This window comes from Actinomadura sp. WAC 06369 (genome assembly GCF_003947565.1).
In the GTDB taxonomy this organism is placed as follows: Bacteria; Actinomycetota; Actinomycetes; order Streptosporangiales; family Streptosporangiaceae; genus Spirillospora; species Spirillospora rifamycini.
The window spans coordinates 1-17,227 of sequence record NZ_QHJN01000168.1 but is presented as its reverse complement, the minus strand read 5'-3'; the positions used below and the strand labels follow the sequence as shown (position 1 = coordinate 17,227).

The 17,227-nt window shown below is 72.3% G+C and carries 16 protein-coding genes and 1 pseudogene; 9 read left to right on the top strand and 8 right to left on the bottom strand.

The window, feature by feature from the left end; genetic code table 11:
• Positions 1 to 34: 34 nt before the first annotated feature.
• The gene (locus DMH08_RS32370; protein WP_125619802.1) at positions 35 to 832 is read left to right on the top strand and encodes an SDR family NAD(P)-dependent oxidoreductase; all 798 of its coding nucleotides are present in this window, start codon (positions 35 to 37) and stop codon (positions 830 to 832) included.
• A gap of 769 nt (positions 833 to 1,601) precedes the next feature.
• Here DMH08_RS32370 and DMH08_RS32365 read toward each other — a convergent pair.
• Positions 1,602 to 3,881, bottom strand: coding sequence for an NACHT domain-containing protein (locus tag DMH08_RS32365; RefSeq protein ID WP_158642427.1), 2,280 nt, complete (start codon positions 3,879 to 3,881; stop codon positions 1,602 to 1,604).
• Positions 3,882 to 4,354: 473 nt separating this feature from the next.
• Positions 4,355 to 5,584 carry a tyrosine-type recombinase/integrase gene (locus tag DMH08_RS32360; protein ID WP_158642426.1) on the bottom strand — a complete coding sequence of 410 codons (1,230 nt, stop codon included), beginning with the start codon at positions 5,582 to 5,584 and terminating at the stop codon, positions 4,355 to 4,357.
• Positions 5,585 to 5,701: 117 nt separating this feature from the next.
• On the opposite strand from DMH08_RS32360, the gene DMH08_RS32355 reads away from it, so the two are divergent.
• Entirely contained in the window at positions 5,702 to 6,994 is a 1,293-nt protein-coding gene (locus DMH08_RS32355; RefSeq protein ID WP_125619796.1) for a hypothetical protein, read from the top strand.
• A gap of 191 nt (positions 6,995 to 7,185) precedes the next feature.
• On the opposite strand, the gene DMH08_RS40490 is transcribed toward DMH08_RS32355, so the two are convergent.
• Positions 7,186 to 7,335 carry a hypothetical protein gene (locus DMH08_RS40490; RefSeq protein ID WP_158642425.1) on the bottom strand — a complete coding sequence of 50 codons (150 nt, stop codon included), beginning with the start codon at positions 7,333 to 7,335 and terminating at the stop codon, positions 7,186 to 7,188.
• A gap of 62 nt (positions 7,336 to 7,397) precedes the next feature.
• Positions 7,398 to 8,285, bottom strand: coding sequence for an RNA polymerase sigma factor SigJ (gene sigJ, locus DMH08_RS32350; protein ID WP_026401795.1), 888 nt, complete (start codon positions 8,283 to 8,285; stop codon positions 7,398 to 7,400).
• Between sigJ and DMH08_RS41220 the strand changes: the two genes are divergently transcribed.
• From DMH08_RS41220 to DMH08_RS32335, 4 genes are all read left to right on the top strand, one after another.
• The gene (locus DMH08_RS41220) at positions 8,244 to 8,429 is read left to right on the top strand and encodes a hypothetical protein (RefSeq protein ID WP_169528808.1); all 186 of its coding nucleotides are present in this window, start codon (positions 8,244 to 8,246) and stop codon (positions 8,427 to 8,429) included. The two genes, sigJ and DMH08_RS41220, sit on opposite strands and share 42 nt — an antisense overlap.
• A complete protein-coding gene (locus DMH08_RS32345; RefSeq protein WP_026401794.1) occupies positions 8,426 to 9,571 on the top strand; it encodes an EstA family serine hydrolase in 1,146 nt (381 codons plus the stop codon). Before DMH08_RS41220 ends, DMH08_RS32345 begins: the two co-directional genes overlap by 4 nt.
• Positions 9,572 to 9,581: 10 nt before the next feature.
• Positions 9,582 to 11,054: an MFS transporter gene (locus DMH08_RS32340; protein ID WP_125619795.1), complete on the top strand. Its 1,473-nt coding sequence runs from the start codon at positions 9,582 to 9,584 to the stop codon at positions 11,052 to 11,054.
• Between the two features lie 95 nt (positions 11,055 to 11,149).
• The gene (locus tag DMH08_RS32335; protein WP_026401792.1) at positions 11,150 to 11,644 is read left to right on the top strand and encodes a carboxymuconolactone decarboxylase family protein; all 495 of its coding nucleotides are present in this window, start codon (positions 11,150 to 11,152) and stop codon (positions 11,642 to 11,644) included.
• Positions 11,645 to 11,906: 262 nt separating this feature from the next.
• Here the strand turns inward: DMH08_RS32335 and DMH08_RS32330 are convergent, their stop codons facing one another.
• Complete coding sequence (locus DMH08_RS32330) at positions 11,907 to 12,638, bottom strand: alpha/beta hydrolase (protein ID WP_125619793.1); 732 nt, start codon at positions 12,636 to 12,638, stop codon at positions 11,907 to 11,909.
• Between the two features lie 252 nt (positions 12,639 to 12,890).
• Here DMH08_RS32330 and DMH08_RS32320 point away from each other — a divergent pair, with 252 nt between their 5' ends.
• From DMH08_RS32320 to DMH08_RS32305, 3 genes are all read left to right on the top strand, one after another.
• A complete protein-coding gene (locus tag DMH08_RS32320; protein WP_125619789.1) occupies positions 12,891 to 13,712 on the top strand; it encodes a metalloregulator ArsR/SmtB family transcription factor in 822 nt (273 codons plus the stop codon).
• Positions 13,713 to 13,762: 50 nt separating this feature from the next.
• On the top strand, positions 13,763 to 14,341 hold the full coding sequence (locus tag DMH08_RS32315; protein WP_125619787.1) for a dihydrofolate reductase family protein: 579 nt from the start codon (positions 13,763 to 13,765) through the stop codon (positions 14,339 to 14,341).
• Between the two features lie 306 nt (positions 14,342 to 14,647).
• Positions 14,648 to 14,983, top strand: a complete 336-nt coding sequence (locus tag DMH08_RS32305) for a hypothetical protein (RefSeq protein ID WP_199748110.1) — start codon at positions 14,648 to 14,650, stop codon at positions 14,981 to 14,983.
• Between the two features lie 29 nt (positions 14,984 to 15,012).
• On the opposite strand, the gene DMH08_RS32300 is transcribed toward DMH08_RS32305, so the two are convergent.
• The 3 genes and pseudogenes from DMH08_RS32300 to DMH08_RS40485 all read right to left on the bottom strand — a co-directional run.
• On the bottom strand, positions 15,013 to 15,822 hold the full coding sequence (locus tag DMH08_RS32300) for a PhzF family phenazine biosynthesis protein (RefSeq protein WP_125619785.1): 810 nt from the start codon (positions 15,820 to 15,822) through the stop codon (positions 15,013 to 15,015).
• Positions 15,823 to 15,884: 62 nt separating this feature from the next.
• Complete coding sequence (locus DMH08_RS32295; RefSeq protein WP_125619784.1) at positions 15,885 to 16,433, bottom strand: hypothetical protein; 549 nt, start codon at positions 16,431 to 16,433, stop codon at positions 15,885 to 15,887.
• A 69-nt stretch (positions 16,434 to 16,502) separates the two neighbouring features.
• A pseudogene (locus DMH08_RS40485) lies at positions 16,503 to 17,227 on the bottom strand (hypothetical protein); the annotation flags it as partial.

Here is a 17,227-nt window from a genome sequence, read left to right as displayed (position 1 = left end):
TCACCGCCCCCCACGCGATCGAAGGAACCCCACAGTGACCACCCCCCGCACCGCGCTCATCACCGGCGCCTCCGCCGGCATCGGCGCCACGTTCGCCCGCCACCTCGCCGCCCGCGGCTACCAGCTCCTGCTGGTCGCCCGCCGCACCGACCGCCTCCAGGAGCTGGCCGCGGAACTGACCCGGCAGCACGGTGGGCGGCGCTATGAGGTGTTCGGCGCCGACCTCACCGACCCCGCCGCCCCCAAGGCGATTATGGACTACGCGGACGCCCAAGGCCTGGACATCGACGTCCTCATCAACAACGCCGGCCTGTCGGGCAAGACCGCGTTCGCCGACACCCCCTGGGACACCCTGGCCGGGGAGATCCAGCTGATGGTGACCGCCCAGACCGAACTCGCCCACCTGGTCATCCCCGGCATGAAGAAACGCCGCTGGGGCCGCATCGTCAACCTGTCCTCCGTCGCCGCGTTCGCACCACCCGCAGCCAGCCTGCTCTACACCGGCATCAAGTCCTACGTCCTCAACACCTCCCAGGCCCTGGACATGGAGCTCAAACCGCACGGCATCCACGTCACCGCCCTGTGCCCCGGCTTCACCCACACCGAATTCCACGACGTCATGGGCACCCGCGACAGAGCCAACCACCTCCCCCGCATCCTGTGGCAGCAACCCGAAGCCGTCGTGGCCGAAGGCTGGAAAGCCGTCCAGAACGGCAAACCCGTGTGCATCCCCGGCCTCGTCAACAAGATCTCTGCCGCCGCCATGAAACCCCTGCCCATCCGCCTGAGCTACCTCGCAGGACGCACCCTCAACCCCTTCAAGAACAACTGAACCCCCTCACCTGCGTGCACCGGCCGCCGGCCTGGCCCGCCGCCAAGCCCGACCACACCCCAGAGCTCATCGGGGACTTCTCAGACACCCGAGGATGAGGGGGTCGAGGCGAGCGGCGGCCTGGCGGCATCGGACGGCGGGGACGAGGAGGACGCCGTCCACTCCACCGCCGGATCCCGGCGACAAGACCAGAGCCCTTGCCTCCCGGCGACCCGGCGGCGGATCCATGAGCAGGCACTACGACTGGTCTTCATCCCAGTCGGGCTGGTCGGTGTCGCGGAGCGCGCGGACGCCGGTGGGGCCGAAGTCGGGCCGGCTGAAGGAGTAGGTGCCTGCCGTTCACGTTGATGTGGCGGCGGGCGAACGGCGACAGCCGCGCGAGGTCCTCTTCCAGCACCGGTAGCCCTGGTCTTTCAGCTGGTCGAGGGTGGCGTCGATGTAGAGCCATTCGTTGACGCGGGCGGCGTTTGAGCCGTTGGTGCCGCACTCGACAGCGTGGCGCCCGCGGTACTCATCGCGTCCAAGGCGGTGTAGCCGGCGGCTCGCACCGCGCGCGGACCAACTCCTCCAACGCCACGTTGATCAGGTCGGCCGGGTTGTCCTTGGACCGCACCGCCTTGCGCATCGCGGTCCCGGCCATCTGCCGGGCCCGGGCTGCCTCGTAGGACACCCCAGCCGTTACCGCCCCCATTTCGACGCCGATCACCCTAACGATCAACCGTCAGGCCGTGATCCCTTTTTGGCGTATTCCGGCCCCCCGGCAGGGGTGTCATTGGCTGGGTTGGGTCACCCGTTGCGGCGGTACGGGCGGTGTTGATAGCAGGTGATTTTGGAGTTCGCGGTGGCGGAACTGGTAGGCGATGCCCGCGGTGCGGATCAATCCGGCATCGGTGTAGCACCAGTTCAGGAAGCGGCCGAGGCGTAGGGGGAGACGCCGTTTCATGCAGATCAGAAGCATGAGATAACGCGCTGACGCAAGTCCGGCGGGCCTTACCGTGAACCCACTGAAAGCCCAGATAATAGCCCCGTACGCGAGCCCGTACGTGAGCCCGCCGGTGAGCCCCTCTGTGAGCTCGTCGTCGGCGAGGACGAACGTGAGCCCGAACGTGAGCCCGCCCGTGAGCGCGACCGCGAGCCCACCTGTGAGCCCGCTTGTGAGCCCGCCCGCGAGCCCGAACATGAGGCCGATCGCGAGCCCGAACACGAGCCCGTCGTCGGCGAGCCCGCCTGTGAGCCAGTACGTGAGCCCGAACATGAGCCCGAACGTCAGCCCACCCGTGAGCCATCTGGTGAGGTCTTGACGGATAAGGTCGCGGGAATCTGCCCTGGCGCTTGTGTCGGAGGGGTCGAGCCCGTACGTGAGCCCGACCGTGAGCGCGACCGCGAGCCCACCCGTGAGTGCGACCGCGAGCCCGTACGTGAGTCCATTCGCGAAGTCCGCGAGCACGGGCGCGAGCCTGCTCGCGAACTCCGGGAACATGTCCGCGAACCCGTCAGTGCGCCAGTCCTCGAAGGCCTCCATGAGTAGGGGCACGAGCCCGCCCGTGAGCGCGTCCGCGAGCACGGTCGCGAGCCCCAGCGCGGGTCCTGCCACAAACCCGATCGCGAGCCACTTGGTGATTTTTCGGCGGCCGGAGCGAGTTTTGAACCGGGACAGATCCAGGCGTGTGGGGGCGGGCCGCGGGTGTGCCCAGGCGAAGATCCCGGGGATCAAGGCGAAGATCACGGCGCACCAGGCGGCGGTCGGTGCTGGATAGTAGCCGTCTGTGGTGACTATGGCCAGCATCGTGGTGATCGGTAGAGCGGTGAGGAGGACGGCGAGGAGGGAGGTGAGGATGCGGGGGCGGTTTCCGGCGATGGGCCAGAGTTCGTGCAGGACGATGTCGGTGTTGGTGTCGAGGTGGCGGGCCAGGACGGTCAGCCATGTGTGGACCTGGTCGGGCCGATAGCGGTGGGGGTTGCGGTTGTTGAGGGTGGTGTTGGCGACGGAAGCGGGGATGAACTGTTGCAGCAGGTGGTGGTGGATGGCGTCGGGATCGTCGTATCCGGTGAGGTCGGCGGGGTCGCGAATGTAGTCGCCGGTGTCGGCCGATCGCTGCTGGTAGACGGTGACGGCCAGGGTCAGTCGCCAGGGGGTGTTCAGGGCTCGGGCCAGGGGGTGGGCGGGCTGCTGGAGGGCGTGCAGGACGGGGTTCCAGCGCGGGACGTGGTCGGGACCGGCGTGGGAGGCGATGAACCGTGCGGCCTGGTCGGCGGTGACGGGGGACAGGTCGACGCGGACGGCGTCGCGGGCCTGGGCCTGGCCGCCGGTCAGGGACTGATACTGGCCGGTGCGGCAGGTCAGGATCACTGGAGCCTTGTCGCGGCCGTGCCGGTAGCGGTTGAGCTTGTCCAGGGTGCGGCCGGCGGCGGAGTTGTAGCCGGGCCGGTCGGTGCGGTCCATCTCATCGAGCCCGTCGATGACCGGCAGCACCATGGCGTCGCGCACCAGTGCCCGGGCCGTGGCCGAGCGCAATCCGAACGTCCGGATCAGGTGGTCGACCAGCAGGTCCTGCGGTTCTGGCCCTAGGTCCCGCTTGCCGGTCCGGGGGTCTTTCCGCCCTGTCCCCGGGTCCCAGGCGGTGGCCGAGATCCGCACCGGCACCGGCTCGTCGGGTTTGCGCGCGTCCAGCAGTCCCAGGATCAGCTCGATCGCCAGGACGGTCTTGCCTGCCCCGGGCTCCCCAGTGATGACCAGCCGCTGCGGACGAAGGTCCAGAAAGTAGCCGACCACATCGTTGAGCGTGCCGGTGTCGGCGGCGCCTTCCACCTCGTGCTGGACGGTCAGGGCGAACCCCACATCGATCGTGCGGGCGTCATCGCCCAGCAGCTGCCCGAGCTGCTGGGCCTCCCTTTCCCGCACCAGACCGGACAGGTCGTCGGCCCGGGCCCTGGTGTCAATCTCACCCAGACGCAGCGCCCGGTAGGCCAGCACTCCCGACGAGGTCGAGACCCCGAGTGAGACCAGCGCGATGAACGCACTCAGGCCATCGGTGCCGCCACCGAACACCTTCGTGTTCTTCGCCGCCAGGACGAACGCCGCTGCCGCGGTGACCAGAAAGATCCCACTCGCGATTCCCCAGAGACGACCCGATCGGCGTTTACTCGTAACCCGAAAGAATGCACCCACCTACGGTAGGACGGCGCACATCAGCCGCCGGTTCAGGACAAACCCCGCGCCATGAGCGCCGGGGCTTGACGCCCAATTGACTCGGCAACGTTATGTGTCACATCAGCTTTGCGGAAGTCACCGCCGTGCCCGTCGTCGACTTCCCCGGCCGCCCGGCTCGACGCCACCTTATTCCGGCCGTCCCCCATGCTTGCCCGTCACCAGCAGCTCCAGCTCGTCCTCCAGCGCCGTCCAGTGCTCGACAAGCTCGTCCATCCCGACCGGTTGCCGACCCATGGGGCCATTTCATCGCCCCCAGGCCACGCAGGCCCGATCACGCCGAAGGCGCCTCGTATGCGTCGGTGACGCATCCATCAACGGCCGTCGGTGGTGGGGGAGGAGTCGCGGTGGCGGGCGAGGATGCGGGTGAGGTCGGTGACGGGGGAGGAGGCGAGCTTGTGGTTGGTGTCGTCGTACCCGCGGGTGGTGCGCGGGTCGGCGTGGCCGGCGAGGTCCTGCACCTTGGCGAGCGGGACGTCGTTGCCGAGCAGGGTCGTGATGACGGTTCGGCGTCCGCTGTGCGGGCTGAGCCTGGACGCGGCCGGCAACCCGGCGAGCCGGGCCTGCCTGCGCAGGATGTTGGTGACATCGCGCTGGGTCAGCCGCTTGTCCCCGGTCTTCGACCGGTCGAAGGGGTGCGGGGTGGTGACCAGCAGCGGCCCGGGCGGGCACGAGCCGCCGTGCCTGCCCGCGCGGACGGAAAGGTACGCGTCCAGCACCCGGCAGAGTTCACCGTCCAACCGGACATAGTCGCGGCCCTCGGGTCCCTTGCCTTTGGCGCTGTGCCACAGCACGCGGTACCCGGCTTCGGTGCTGAGGTCCGTCAGATCCGCGCTGGTGAACGCCGATACCCGTAGCGCCGTGTAGAACAGCAGGGCGGTGACGGCCGCGTCGCGCCATGCGGCCTCGGTCCCCTGGTCGACGGCGCGGCGCTCGGCGGTGTCGAGGAGCAGCGCGGTCTCGGTGACGCTGAGGGTCGGGGCTTTGCGCGCCGACGCGGCGATCTGCGCGCTGGTCGGCCGCTTGACCAGCACCGTGGGGTTCCGCTCGGTGACGTCGTTGGACTGCAGATACGTGTACCAGGACGAGACGGCCGCGAGTCGGCGTGCCCGGGTCGCGGCGCTCGGCGGGCGCGTCCGGCCGCGGACCTCGACGGTCATGGACGCCGACCAGTCGTCGATGTCGGCGCGGCGCGCGGCGCACGGGTCGAGCCCGGTGCGGGCGCAGTAGTCCAGCCAGACGGCGAGGTCCCGGTAGTAGGCGCGGCGGGTCGCGTCGCTGCTCTGGCTCCGCAGCCACGCGGCGGTCAACGCGCGCAGACCGTAGCGGTCGCCGGGCTCGTCGGGCTGCAACGCGGGCAGGAGCGCGACGGCCTGACCGATGGGCTCGGGCGTGAGCCCCGCGGCCGATTCCGCGGCGGGGGGCGGCGCCGCGGCGGGAACGAGCATCGTGCCTTCGAGCGGCGCCCCCGCCATCGGTTCGGGCCCCGCCTCGCCGGTGCCGCTCGGGAGGTCGGTCGTGGGTGGCTCGCCGCTCGTGATCATGCACACCAGGATAACCGTCATTATCCCGGAGCCTCCATCGTTTCACTCTTACGCGTTTAGCGTGTCGCGTTAATTATTAAGCGTGTCGCGAAGCGAAAATAGGCTAAGGTGTCGCGGGTGAGCAGCGATAGCAGCAGTGACAAGGCCGTCGACGAGTCGGTGGGTACTGAACCGACAGCCTTTGTGAGCGGTGCCCCACCGGTGCCCAGAGCGGCGGTGGGGAGCGACGGCCTCGAGTCGCCGTCCGGGGCTTCGGTCATGAACGACGGCCCGGGTGTGGGGTTCGTCCCTGAGCCCGGCGGAGGAGCCGCCGAGACGCCGGTGCGGGCGTCGGCGGGGGAGTGCGCATTGGCGGGCTGCACCGAGCCGCTCCCCGCGCACGGCCGCGGCCGGCCCCCGAAGTACTGCAGCAAGGCACATGCCGATCAGGCCAGCCGGGACCGCCGTGCGGCCGACGCGGCCGCGGTGGACGAACCGCTCCGCCAGGCCGAGGCGCTCGCGCAGCAGGTGCCCACGGCCATCGGCGTCCTGCAGGACCAGCTGAGCCGCCTCCAGGAGTTTCTCGCCAAGGCACAGGACGGGGCTCTGGCGCGGGTGCGGCGCGCGGAAGCGGAAGCGACGGCGGCCCGGCAGGCGGAGGCCGACGCCGAAGCCCGCGCCCTGGCGGCCGACAAGGCGCGGGAGGAAGCGGTCGCCGCCGCCGAGACGGCCCGCGCCGCGCAGCGGGCCGCCGAGCAGGACGCCGCCCGCGACCGCGCGGCCCTGGAGCAGGTCCGCGTCGACACCGCCGAGGCGATCGCGGCGCACCGCGTCGCGCTCGATGCCGCACGGGACGCGCAAGCCGCCGCCGAGACCGCCCGCGATGCCAAGGCCGCCGAACTGCGGGACGCCCGCGACGCCCACCAGCAGGAGCGCGCCCGGTTCGAGGCCGCCGCACAAGCCCAGACCGAGCGCTCGCAGGCTCTCCAGACCGAGTTGACGCACAGCGCCGCGGCACTGGCGAACGTCCGAGAGGCTCTGGTCGCCGCGCAGAGCGAAACCCGTGCCCAGCAGGCAAGGGCCGACGCTGCCGAGCAGGCCCGCGACGACGCCCTACGCCACGGGCGTGAGGCCGGTGCTCGAGTCGACGCCCTGGAACTCCGCCAGCAATCCCTTCAAGCCGCGGCCGAGAAGGCGGCCGAGGAGGCGGCCGCCGCGCAGAGCGCGCTCGCCGCCCGCCAGGCCCTCTGCGACCGACTCGAAACCGACCTGGCGGCCGCCCGCGCCGACGCCTCGGCACAACGCGAGCGCGCCGTCCGAGCCGAAGCGTCCCTGAAGAAGGAGGACCAGGATCGCGCCGCTCCCGCCGACAGAGATGACCGAGACGGCGAAACCCTCGCCGCTTCCCCCGAAGACCCAGCCACAACCTGATGCCTCTTCGGGGGGCGGCGAAGTGATGCTGGGATGCCCTGAGCTGCGGTATCAGCCGCCGTGCAGGTCCTTCGCGCTGGAAGCCGCCCGGGGCCGACAGCTTCTCACCCGACGCCGCCCGCTCGGGGTCGGGAAGGGTGTCGCGGCCCAACGCAAGGCTCACTGATCATGCCCCCTTGTGGCGTGGCCTTCTAGGTGGGCGGGAATCCCTGGTCCGGTTTGAAGACCCTGGCCTTCAGCCACGCTCGAACAAGTTCCCTGGCGGGGAACCCTTCGAGCGCTTCCAGCAGGCCGTCGTGATCGATCCGGTCGGACACCGTCGTCAGGGCCGCGTCCAGCACTCAGATCCGTTTCGCGTTGCGCGGATGCCTCGTTTCCTCGGTCCCCGGCCGGCGGGGCGTGGTCAGAGCTCGAGTCCGGTGAGGTCGAGGGCGGCCAGCCGGTCGCGGTCGGACAGGATCTCGATCGCGGTGATCTTGTCGTCGGTGACCGTGAAGCTCATGACCGAGAACCGTTCGCCGTCGAGGGTGTTGACCAGCCCGGCTGTTCCGTTGACCAGCACGGGGAGGCTGGTGGTCAGGGTCGCCATGCGGTGGAAGGTGGCGGCCTGGCCGGCCACCGCCTCGCGGCCGCGCAGGACCCGCATGCCGCCGGGCAGGGCCGCGCCGCCGTCGGCGCGCAGCACGACATCGGGGTCCAGGACGGCCACCAGCGCGTCGAAGTCGCCGCCGCGTGCGGCGGCGAGGAAGGCGTCGACGACGCGGCGCTGGGCGGCCGGGTCGGGTTCGGGCTCGGGTGCGGTGCCCTGGACGCGGCGGCGGGCGCGGCTGGCGAGTTTGCGGGCCGCGGCCGGGGTGCGGTCGATGATCGGGGCGATCTCCTCGAACGGGAGGCCGAACATGTCGTGCAGGACGAAGGCCAGCCGTTCGGGCGGGGTCAGCGATTCCAGCACCACCAGCAGCGCCAGCCCGACCGAGTCGGCGATCAGCGCCTGCTGCTCGGGGTCGGCGGCCGGTTCGCTCACGATCGGGTCCGGCAGGCGGGCCTCCAGCGGGGTCTCGCCGCGGTGCGTGCGGGAGCGCAGCATGTCCAGGCAGATCCGGCCGACGACGGTGGTCAGCCATCCGCCGAGGTTGCCGATCTGGCCGGTCTCGGAGCGGGCGAGCCGCAGCCACGCCTCCTGGACGGCGTCGTCGGCCTCGGTCAGGGAGCCGAGCATCCGGTAGGCCACCGACTTGAGGTGCGTTCGGTGCTCTTCGAATCGTTCGGCAAGGAAGTCGCGCTCGTCCATGATCGCCTCTCATCATCGCCTGCCGGCGCCGGTACTCACGACGTTGACGAACCGCACGCGGCCGATGTGACGCACGCGGCCGGTCACATTCGCCGCGACCCGTTCGTCATGGCTGCGATCAACGACGAACGGAGCAAACGATGAGCGAGTTCGAGATCTGCGGGACGGTGGCCGACGGTTACGAGGCGGTGCGCGAGGAGTTCGCCGCCGCGGTGGCCGCCGAGGACGGCGAGTCCGGGGCACAGCTGGCGGCGTACGTGCACGGCCGCCGGGTGGTGGATCTGTGGGCCGGGGACGGGGTCACCGGCGACACCCTGACCGGGGTGTACTCCTCGACCAAGGGCGCGGCGACGCTGGTGGTGGCGCTGCTGGTGCAGGACGGCGTCCTCGACCTGGACGAGCCCGTGGCCGGGTGCTGGCCGGAGTTCGCCGCCGCCGGGAAGGGCGGAATCACGTTGCGGGAGGTGCTGTCGCACCGGTCCGGGGTGATCGGTGTCGACGGCGGGCTGACGGCGGACGAGCTCGCCGACGACCGGGTGATCGCCGAGAGGCTGGCCGGGCAGCGTCCGTACTGGCGGCCGGGCACCGCCTACGGCTACGGCGGGTTCGTCTCGTTCGCGATCGTGGGCGAGGTGGTCCGCCGGGTCACCGGCCGCTCCCTGCAGGAGGTGTTCGAGGAGCGGGTCCGCGCGCCCCACGGGCTGGACGTCCACCTCGGGCTGCCGAAGACGCTGGAGGACCGGTACCGGGAGGTGCTGCCGGGCCTGGCGACGCCGGAGGAGCTCGCCGCGTTCTGGGCGAACGTCCCGGGCCCGCACAGCATCACCGGGATCGGGTACGGCCTGAACTCCACCCCGCCGCTGGACCAGGTCGCGTTCATCAACACCCGGCGGGTGCGGGCGCTCGGCCAGGCGTCGGCGGGCGGTGTGGGCAGCGCGCGGGGACTGGCCGCCATGTACGCGGCGGCGGTGTGCGGGCTGGACGGCCACGCCCCGCTGCTCAAGCCCGACACCCTCGGCGGGTTCGCCATGCTCCACTCGGTCGGCGGTGACCTGGTCGTCGGCCCGCAGGGCCAGTACGCGTTGGGCTTCCAGGCCAAGGGCCTGCGCTACCCGTTCTTGAGCGCCGAGGCGTTCGGCCACGGCGGCTCGGCGGGCTCGGAGGCATTCGCCGACCCCCGTAGCGGCATCGCCTTCGGCTACACCCGCCGCCGCTTCTCCTTCAACTGGTCCTACCCCGAACACGACCGGCTGGCCGCCGCCGTCCACCGCGCCGCCGCTCACTGAGGAGATCCCGATGACTTCGCGAACTCGAACCCGTCCCGCGCGGGAGAAGACCGGCCTGGCGCTGCTGGTGATCGCGGCGGCGCAGCTGCTGATCGTGATGGACGGCACCATCGTCACCGTCGGCCTGCCCGTCATCGGCTCCGGCCTGGGCATCGCACCGGCCGATCTGGACTGGGTCCTGACGTCGTACGCGCTGGCGTTCGGCGGGATGCTGCTCGCCGGCGGCCGCGCCGGTGACCTGTTCGGACGGCGCCGACTGTTCCGGGCCGGGCTGGTGGTGTTCCTGCTGGCCTCCCTGCTGGGCGGGGTCGCCCAGGACGGCGCCACACTGATCGCCGCGCGCGTGCTGCAGGGCGTGGGCGGCGCCGTCATCGCGCCGGCCGCGCTGTCGCTGCTCGCCGACACCTTCCCCGCGGGCCCCCGCCGCAACAAGGCGCTGGGCGTGTACGGGGCGATGGGCGGCCTGGGCTCGGTGGTCGGCCTGCTGCTGGGCGGCGCGCTGACCGAGTACCTGGGCTGGCGCTGGATCATGTTCATCAACGTCCCCATCGCGCTGGCGGTGCTGGTGGGAACGCTCGCCCTGGTCCCCGGCACCCGCGAGCGCGGCGGCATCGACCTGCCCGGGGCGGTCACCGTCACCCTCGCGCTGGGCTCCCTGGTGTACGCGATCAACCGGGCGGGGTCCGACGGCCCGACCGACGGGCTGACCCTGGCGTTCGGCGCGATCGCGCTGGTGCTGGGGATCGCGTTCGCCGCGATCCAGCGCAGGGTGCGCGCACCGATGCTCCCGGCCGGCGTGCTGGCCGACCGCGGCCGGCTCGGCGCCAACCTGGTCATGCTGCTGATGGGCGCGGGCCAGCTGGCCACCTTCTACTTCCTCACCCTCTACATGCAGTCGATCAAGGACTACTCGCCCATGGTCACCGGGCTGGCCTACCTGCCGTTCGCGATCGGCATCGGCATCGGCTCCGGCGCCATCGGCCCGCAGCTGCAGGCCCGCACCTCGCCCCGCGTCGTCCTGGCCGGCGGGATGGGGGTGGCCGCCGCCGCGATGGTCTGGTTCAGCATGCTCACCCCGGACCAGAACGCCCTGGCCGTGCTGCTGCCCGCCCAGCTGGTCGCGGGCATCGGCCTGGGCATCGGGTTCGTGGCGGCCACGATCGGCGGCGTGCGGGACGTCGCCCCCGAGGACGCGGGGATCGCATCCGGGCTCATCAACACCAGCCAGCAGGTGGGCGGCGCCCTCGGCCTGGCGGCCCTGGCCAGCGTCGCCGTCAACGCCACCGCGGGCCGGCCCGCCGGGACGCCGCTCCCCGAGGCGCTCACCCACGGCTACACCGCCGGGCTGCTCGGCGCGGCCGCGTTCTACCTGGCCGCCGTCCTGACCGCCGTCCTGCTCATGCGACCACGCCCCGGCCGTCGCGACCGGCCGACGGCCGCGCCCGAGCCGGCGGCCGCGCAGGCGGCCGTCCCCGAGCGGTGACCCGACCGCGAACCGGTGCCGCCCACCGGTCACATCCGAACCCTGCCGTCCGTCATACCGGCACCGCATCACCGAAGATCGAAAGGGACCGCACCATGACCACCGCCAATGCCGCGACCGAGTCCCGACTGCCCAACCCCGCCGTGCTCGTCCCCGAGCTGGGCGAGATCGGCCAGGCTCTGTTCAGGGCCGTCGGCAACGACTCGGTCCCGCAGGCGACCATCAGCCTGGTGCAGCTGCGCGCCGGGCAGATCGTCGGGAACACCTACCTGACCGTCCTGCACACCGGCAACCTCCGCAAGGCCGGGCAGGCCGAGGAGCGGATCACCGCCGTGGCGTCCTGGCGGGACGCGCCGTACTTCACCGGCGCCGAGCGGGCCGCGCTGGCGCTGGTCGAGGCCGTCCTCACCCCCGACCCGCACGGCGAGCGCGTCTCCGACGAGTTGTACGCGCAGGCGTCCGCGCACTACGACGACAAGGCCCTCGCCACGCTCACTATGGCGATCGGCCAGGTCGGCTTCTTCATCCCCCTCGCCCTCATCGGCAAGCCCCTCCCCGGCGTGGCCCCCGCGCAGCAGTGGAGGCGGTAGCCCGACCGGTCCGGTGAGGGCGCCTCACCCCAGGCCCCGGCACTAGCGACCACGACCCCTGGCAACTGAACCGTTCTGCCTTGTGCGGCTACCCGGCGGGTAGCCGCACAAGGCAGTCCTGCGAGACAGCCCCCACGGGTTGAGCAGGGAGAGGGGACGAGGGCTCCGGTGTCGGTCTTGTCGGTCGATGACCGCTTTACCGGAGACCTCGCCGCGTCCGGGGCATGGGCACGCCGCCGCTCATCTCGCGTCGGCGCAGGCTCTAACTCAGGTGCCGGGTGAAGAACTGGGCGGCGGCTTCCCCTGCGAACTGCGGGACGCCGGTGTGGCCGCCCATGTTGGCGTGCAGCGTCTTCTCCTTGGAGCCGAGGGCGTCGAACAGGTCAAGGGCCACCTGCCGGTCGTTGCCTTCGTCGTCCCACTGCAGGAGGACGTGCAGGGGGATGGTGACCTGGCGCGCCTCCTCGAAGATGGCGCGTGGCACGAAGCTTCCCGCGTACAGGACGGCGGCCGCTATGCGCGGCTCCACGACCGCGAGCCGGACGCCGATGCTGATCACTCCTCCCGAGAACCCGACGGGGCCGCCGATCTCGGGCAATTCGAGGAGTGCGTCCAGGGCGGCCCGCCATTCCGGGACCGCCTTGTCGACCAGCGGGAGGACGAGCCGGTCGACGAGCTCGTCCTCGACCGGTTCGCCGGCCTCGAGCGCTGCGCGCAGGTCGGCGCGGGCCTGCTCCGCGGCGGCGAAGCGCGGCCGGTCGCCGGCTCCGGGGAGTTCGATGGCGGCCGCGGCGAAGCCGTCGGCCGCGGACCGCCGGGCACGGGCGGCCAGCCGGGGGTACATCGCGCGCAGCCCGCCGGGGTGGCCGACCAGGATCAGCGGGGCCGGGGCAGCCGCGGACGCGGGGGTCCACAGGATGCCGGGGATCTCGTCGAGGGTGAACTCGCGCTCGAGGACGCCGTCGTCGAGGCGCCGTTCGGAAGTGAAGCGCATGGTCGTGCCTTTCGGGGAGTGCTCATGAACGGCGCTCCCGGACGACCTATCGCCCGACCGTGACCCCGGAGGGGAGCACCCATGTCGATACAGCGTTCACGGGTACCACCTCCTCGTTCTCTGGCACGGCCTCCGGAAAGATAGCAGTGGTCGCCGCAGGCCGCCAACAGGTTTTCGAGTAGACGGCCGTGGCCGATGGCATACCGAAGTATTCGTTGACAAGAATATTCTCTATGGAGAATACTTCAGGCCATGGACGCACCGCTTCTCGCCGCGCTGGCGGATCCGGCTCGCTGGCGGCTCGTGAGCCTGCTGGCCGAGCGGCCCCGGTCCGTCGGCGTCCTGGCCCGGCTCGCCGAGGCGCGGCAGCCGCAGACGACCAAGCACCTGCAGACGCTCGAACGCGCCGGCGTCGTCACCTCCCAGCGCTCCGGGCAGCGCCGCGTCTACGCGCTGCGGCCCGGCCCGCTGCGGGACCTGGCGGTCGCGCTGACCCGGCTCGCGGACACCGCGGACCGGGCCGGCGGCCCCAACGAGACCTTCGACCGCTACGGCGCCGGCCTCGACGCGGAGCGGCGCGCCGCGGAGGCGGACCGGTGGGCCGACGGCCGGTCGTTCCGGTTCGTCCGTTCGCTGGAGGCCCCCGGCGAGCCGGTCTGGCGGCACCTGACCGAGGAATCCCTGCTGGCCCGCTGGTGGGCGCCCGACGGACTGCGCGTTTCCGAGCTCGTCTTCGAGGCGCGGCCGGGCGGGCGGATCGTCCTCGAGTACCGCGACCTGGAGGACGCCGACGGCTCGGACGCGGCCGTCGGACGGGCCGAAGGGGTCGTCGAGGACGTGCGGCCCGGGGAGCGCCTCGCCTACCGCTTGTCCCCGCTGCTTCCCGGCGGCGGCTTCGCCTTCACCGCGCACATCGCCTACGAGCTGCGGCCCGTCGGCACGGGCACGCGTTTGGAGGCCCGGTGGCGGCTCGCCGACAGCACCGTCGAGTCCGCCGATTCCATCGCCGGCATCGAGATCGGTTTCGGCCAGAGCCTCGGCAAGCTCGCTGCGGTGCTGGCCGCCGGTGCGTAGCGACCGCCCGGCACGACATCCCGGTGCAACACCCGACATGAGGAGCCCCCATGGGACGACTGATCATCAACGTCGCCGTGACCGTCAACGGCGCTTTCGAGGCACCGGCGGCCGAGCCGCAGGGGTGGCTGGTCACCGATCCCGGCAGCATGCAGGCCGGGCTGGAGATGTGGCTGGCGGCCGACGCCATGGTCGTCGGCCGCACGACCTACGAAGGGCTGGCCGCCGTCTGGCCCGGGCTCGCCGACGTCCCCGGCTTCGAGGCGTACGCGGCCCGGATGAACGGCATGCCCAAGTACGTCGCGTCCCGGTCGGCGACCGGACCGCTGGGCTGGAACGCCACCCTGCTGGACGGCGACCTCGCCGAGAGCGTGAGCCGGCTCAAGGACGAGCACCACGGCAACCTGATCGTTCCCTGTGCCGGGGAACTGGCGCGCGAGCTCCTCGCCCGCGATCTCGTCGACGAGCTGTGGTTCAACGTCAGCCCTTACCTGTGGGCGACGGGCCCGCGGATCTTCGACGGGATCGGCCCCGTGCGGCTGGACCTGGTGAGCACCACGACGTTCCCTTCGGGCGTCGTCCGCCTGTGCTACCGGCCCGTCCCGGCCGGCGTCCCGTCAACCGGGTGACCCGCGGGACGGGCAGCCGGGCTCAGCCCCAGGTCTGTCCGGCCGGTTCCTTGATGGTGCGGTTGATCCGGTTGAAGAAGTTCGTCAGCGCGATCTCCAGGTTGATCGCGCCGATCTGCTCCTCGGTGAAATGGGCGCCGGCCTCGTCCCAGATCGCGTCGGTGACGCCCTCGGCGCCGTCCTGCAGCCGGGTGGCGGCCTCGGCCAGCGCCAGGGCCGCGCGTTCCGCGTCGGTGTAGAAGGGGCCGCGCCCGCAGGAAGGCGCAGGCCGCCCAGGCGTCGGGGGACGGCGGGGGACGACGCGAGGTGGTGCAAGCCTTCCTGGCCGCGGCCCGCGACGGTCGGTTCGAGCGGTTGCTGCAGGTCCTCGACCCCGAGGTGAGGTTCACCGTCCACACCCCGGACGGACGGTTCGTCACGCTCGGCGCCACCGACGTCGCCTCCCTCGCGCGAGTGGCCGGGGGCGCGGCGCGGGGACGTGCGGCGACGGTCGACGGCCGTCCCGGCGTCATCTCCTGGAGCGAGGACGGCACCCCGCTCTCCCTGCTGGTCTTCACCGTCTCCGGCGGCCGGATCACCGAGATCGTCGCCGTGGTCGACCCGGCGAAGCTCGCGCTCATGGACCTGCCGGACCCGGTGTGACCGCCGGACGGACGCGAGCGCGTCGGGGTTCAGGTGCGGAGTTCGCCGTCGAGGACGGTGAACGCTCGGCCGGCGAGCTCGACGCGGTCGTCCCGGAGCGTGACGCCGACGAGCCCGCCGCGGGCGGACGCCTGGTAGCCGACCAGCTCGGTGCGGCCGAGGCGCTCGCCCCAGTAGGGGCCGAGGGCGCAGTGGGCGGAGCCGGTCACCGGATCCTCGTGGTCGCCGGGCAGCAGGTCGGCGGCGAAGAAGCGGGAGACGAACGCGTACTCCCGGCCCTCGTCGGCGGCGGCCGTGACGATGACGCCGCGGACGTCCAGGCGGGCGAGGGCTCCGGTGTCGGGGGCGAGGCCGCGGACGGCGGCCTCGTCGGCGACCTCCACCAGCAGGTCGCCCAGGGACGTGCGGCCCACCCGGAGCGGCCGGGCGCCCAGCATGCCGGCCAGGCCGTCCGGCGGTCCGGTCTCGGTGGTCGGGCATGCCGGGAAGTCCATGCGCAGGCCGCCGTCGTGGCCGCGCGTCACCGTCAGGACGCCCGAGTGCAGGGTCCGGAACCGGATCGGCCGCGCGGCGGCCGTCCCGGTCTCGAACAGCGCGTGCGCGGTCGCCAGGGTGGCGTGCCCGCACAGGTCGACTTCCGCGGCCGGGGTGAACCAGCGGAGTTCGAAGTCGGCGTCGGGCGCCTCGATCGGACGGGCGAACGCGGTCTCGGAGTGCTTCATCTCGGCCGCCACCCGCTGCATCCAGCCGGGCTCGGCGGGCTCGTCGAGCAGGCAGACGGCCGCGGGGTTCCCGACGAAGGGGCGGTCGGTGAAGGCGTCCACGACGAGCATGCGCATGCCGCGATGCTATCGGCGCGGGCGGCGCCGTCCGGCGGCGACCGCCCGGTGGGGGGCCGTCGCTAGCGCGGTTCGCCGAACGTGCGCCCGTCGGCGGCGAGCGTCTCGCGGAGGACGTCCACGGCCTTCGGGCCGATGCCGTGCATCGCTCGCAGTTCGGCTTCGGTGAGGTCGGCGACCTGGGCGAGCGTGGTGATGCCGGCGGCGGTGAGGGCGCGGGTGGCGGGCCGTCCGATGGCCTTGGGCAGGTCGCCGACGTCGCCGGCCGTCGCGATGTCCGCGGCGACGGCCTGCGCCACGAGGCGCTTGGGCGCCCGGGACAGCCAGGCACGGCGGACCCAGTGGTTGAGCCGCTGCCCGTCGATGTCGGCGAGCGGGACGCGGACGCCGACCGCCCTTCCCCGGTCCGACAGCCGCCCGGCTCCCGGGAACGCGGCGAGGAACGCGTCGGCCTCGGCCGGGGGGAGGTGCAGGCGCGCTTCGCCGTGGTCGCCGGTCGATGCGAAGCGCTTGCCGTGCACGACGAACGCGGTCGTGCCGGAGCCGGTGCGCTCCTCGCCGGTCTCCGGCAGGGACAGGGCGGTTTTGCGCAGGTGGGCGGACGTCGTCACGTGGGCTCCTTCGGGTCGCGGTCATCGGTTCGACCGTCCGCGCGTCCCGGACTCATCGTCGCGCGGTGTTCAGGAGTCGGCGGGGGCGGTGCGGACGACCTTGCCTTCGGTGTTCACGGCCAGGTAGCCGCCGCCGTACTCGTCGGCGAGGTAGACGAACATGGTGGGCGCGTCGCCGTTGAACGCCCAGGCCGCTCTCACGATCACGTACCTGTTCGTCGGCTCCGGCACCTTCAGCGTCCGCTCGGCTCGGCTCATCAGCGCGGGGAGGGCGTCCCAGGCGAAGGTCTTGAGGTCGACCACGGCGTCGCCGGTCGTGATGGCGACGCTGGGGCGGCTGCGGACGGCGGCGTCCGCGCCCTTCCCGTAGGTGTAGTTGTCGAAGGCGGCGCGGCGTCCGGCGGTGGGGGCGTCGGCGGACGCGCGGTCCGGGTAGACGGTGAGCTGGGCGAACTTCGTGCCGCCGGACGCCGCCTCGAACTTCGCGATCGCCTCGCCGATCGCCGCGGGGGTCAGCAGCGTCTCGGGCCCGGGGGTCTCGGCGGGTTCGTCGCCTCCGGCTCCGGCCTCGTTCGCGCGCGTGGGCGCGGTGCGTTCGCCGGTCCCCGCGGCCGGTGCCCCGGAGCCGTCCAGGATCGCCGGGAGGGCGATGGCGAGCATCGCGATGACCGCCACGACCGTGGTCACCGCGACCGCGGCGACGCCCGCGACCAGCCGGGTGCCGCCGGTGGCCCGCGGCGGCGCCGGGCGGGTGCCGGTGGCGGGCGCGGCGTGGGCGAGTGCGGCGTCTGGGT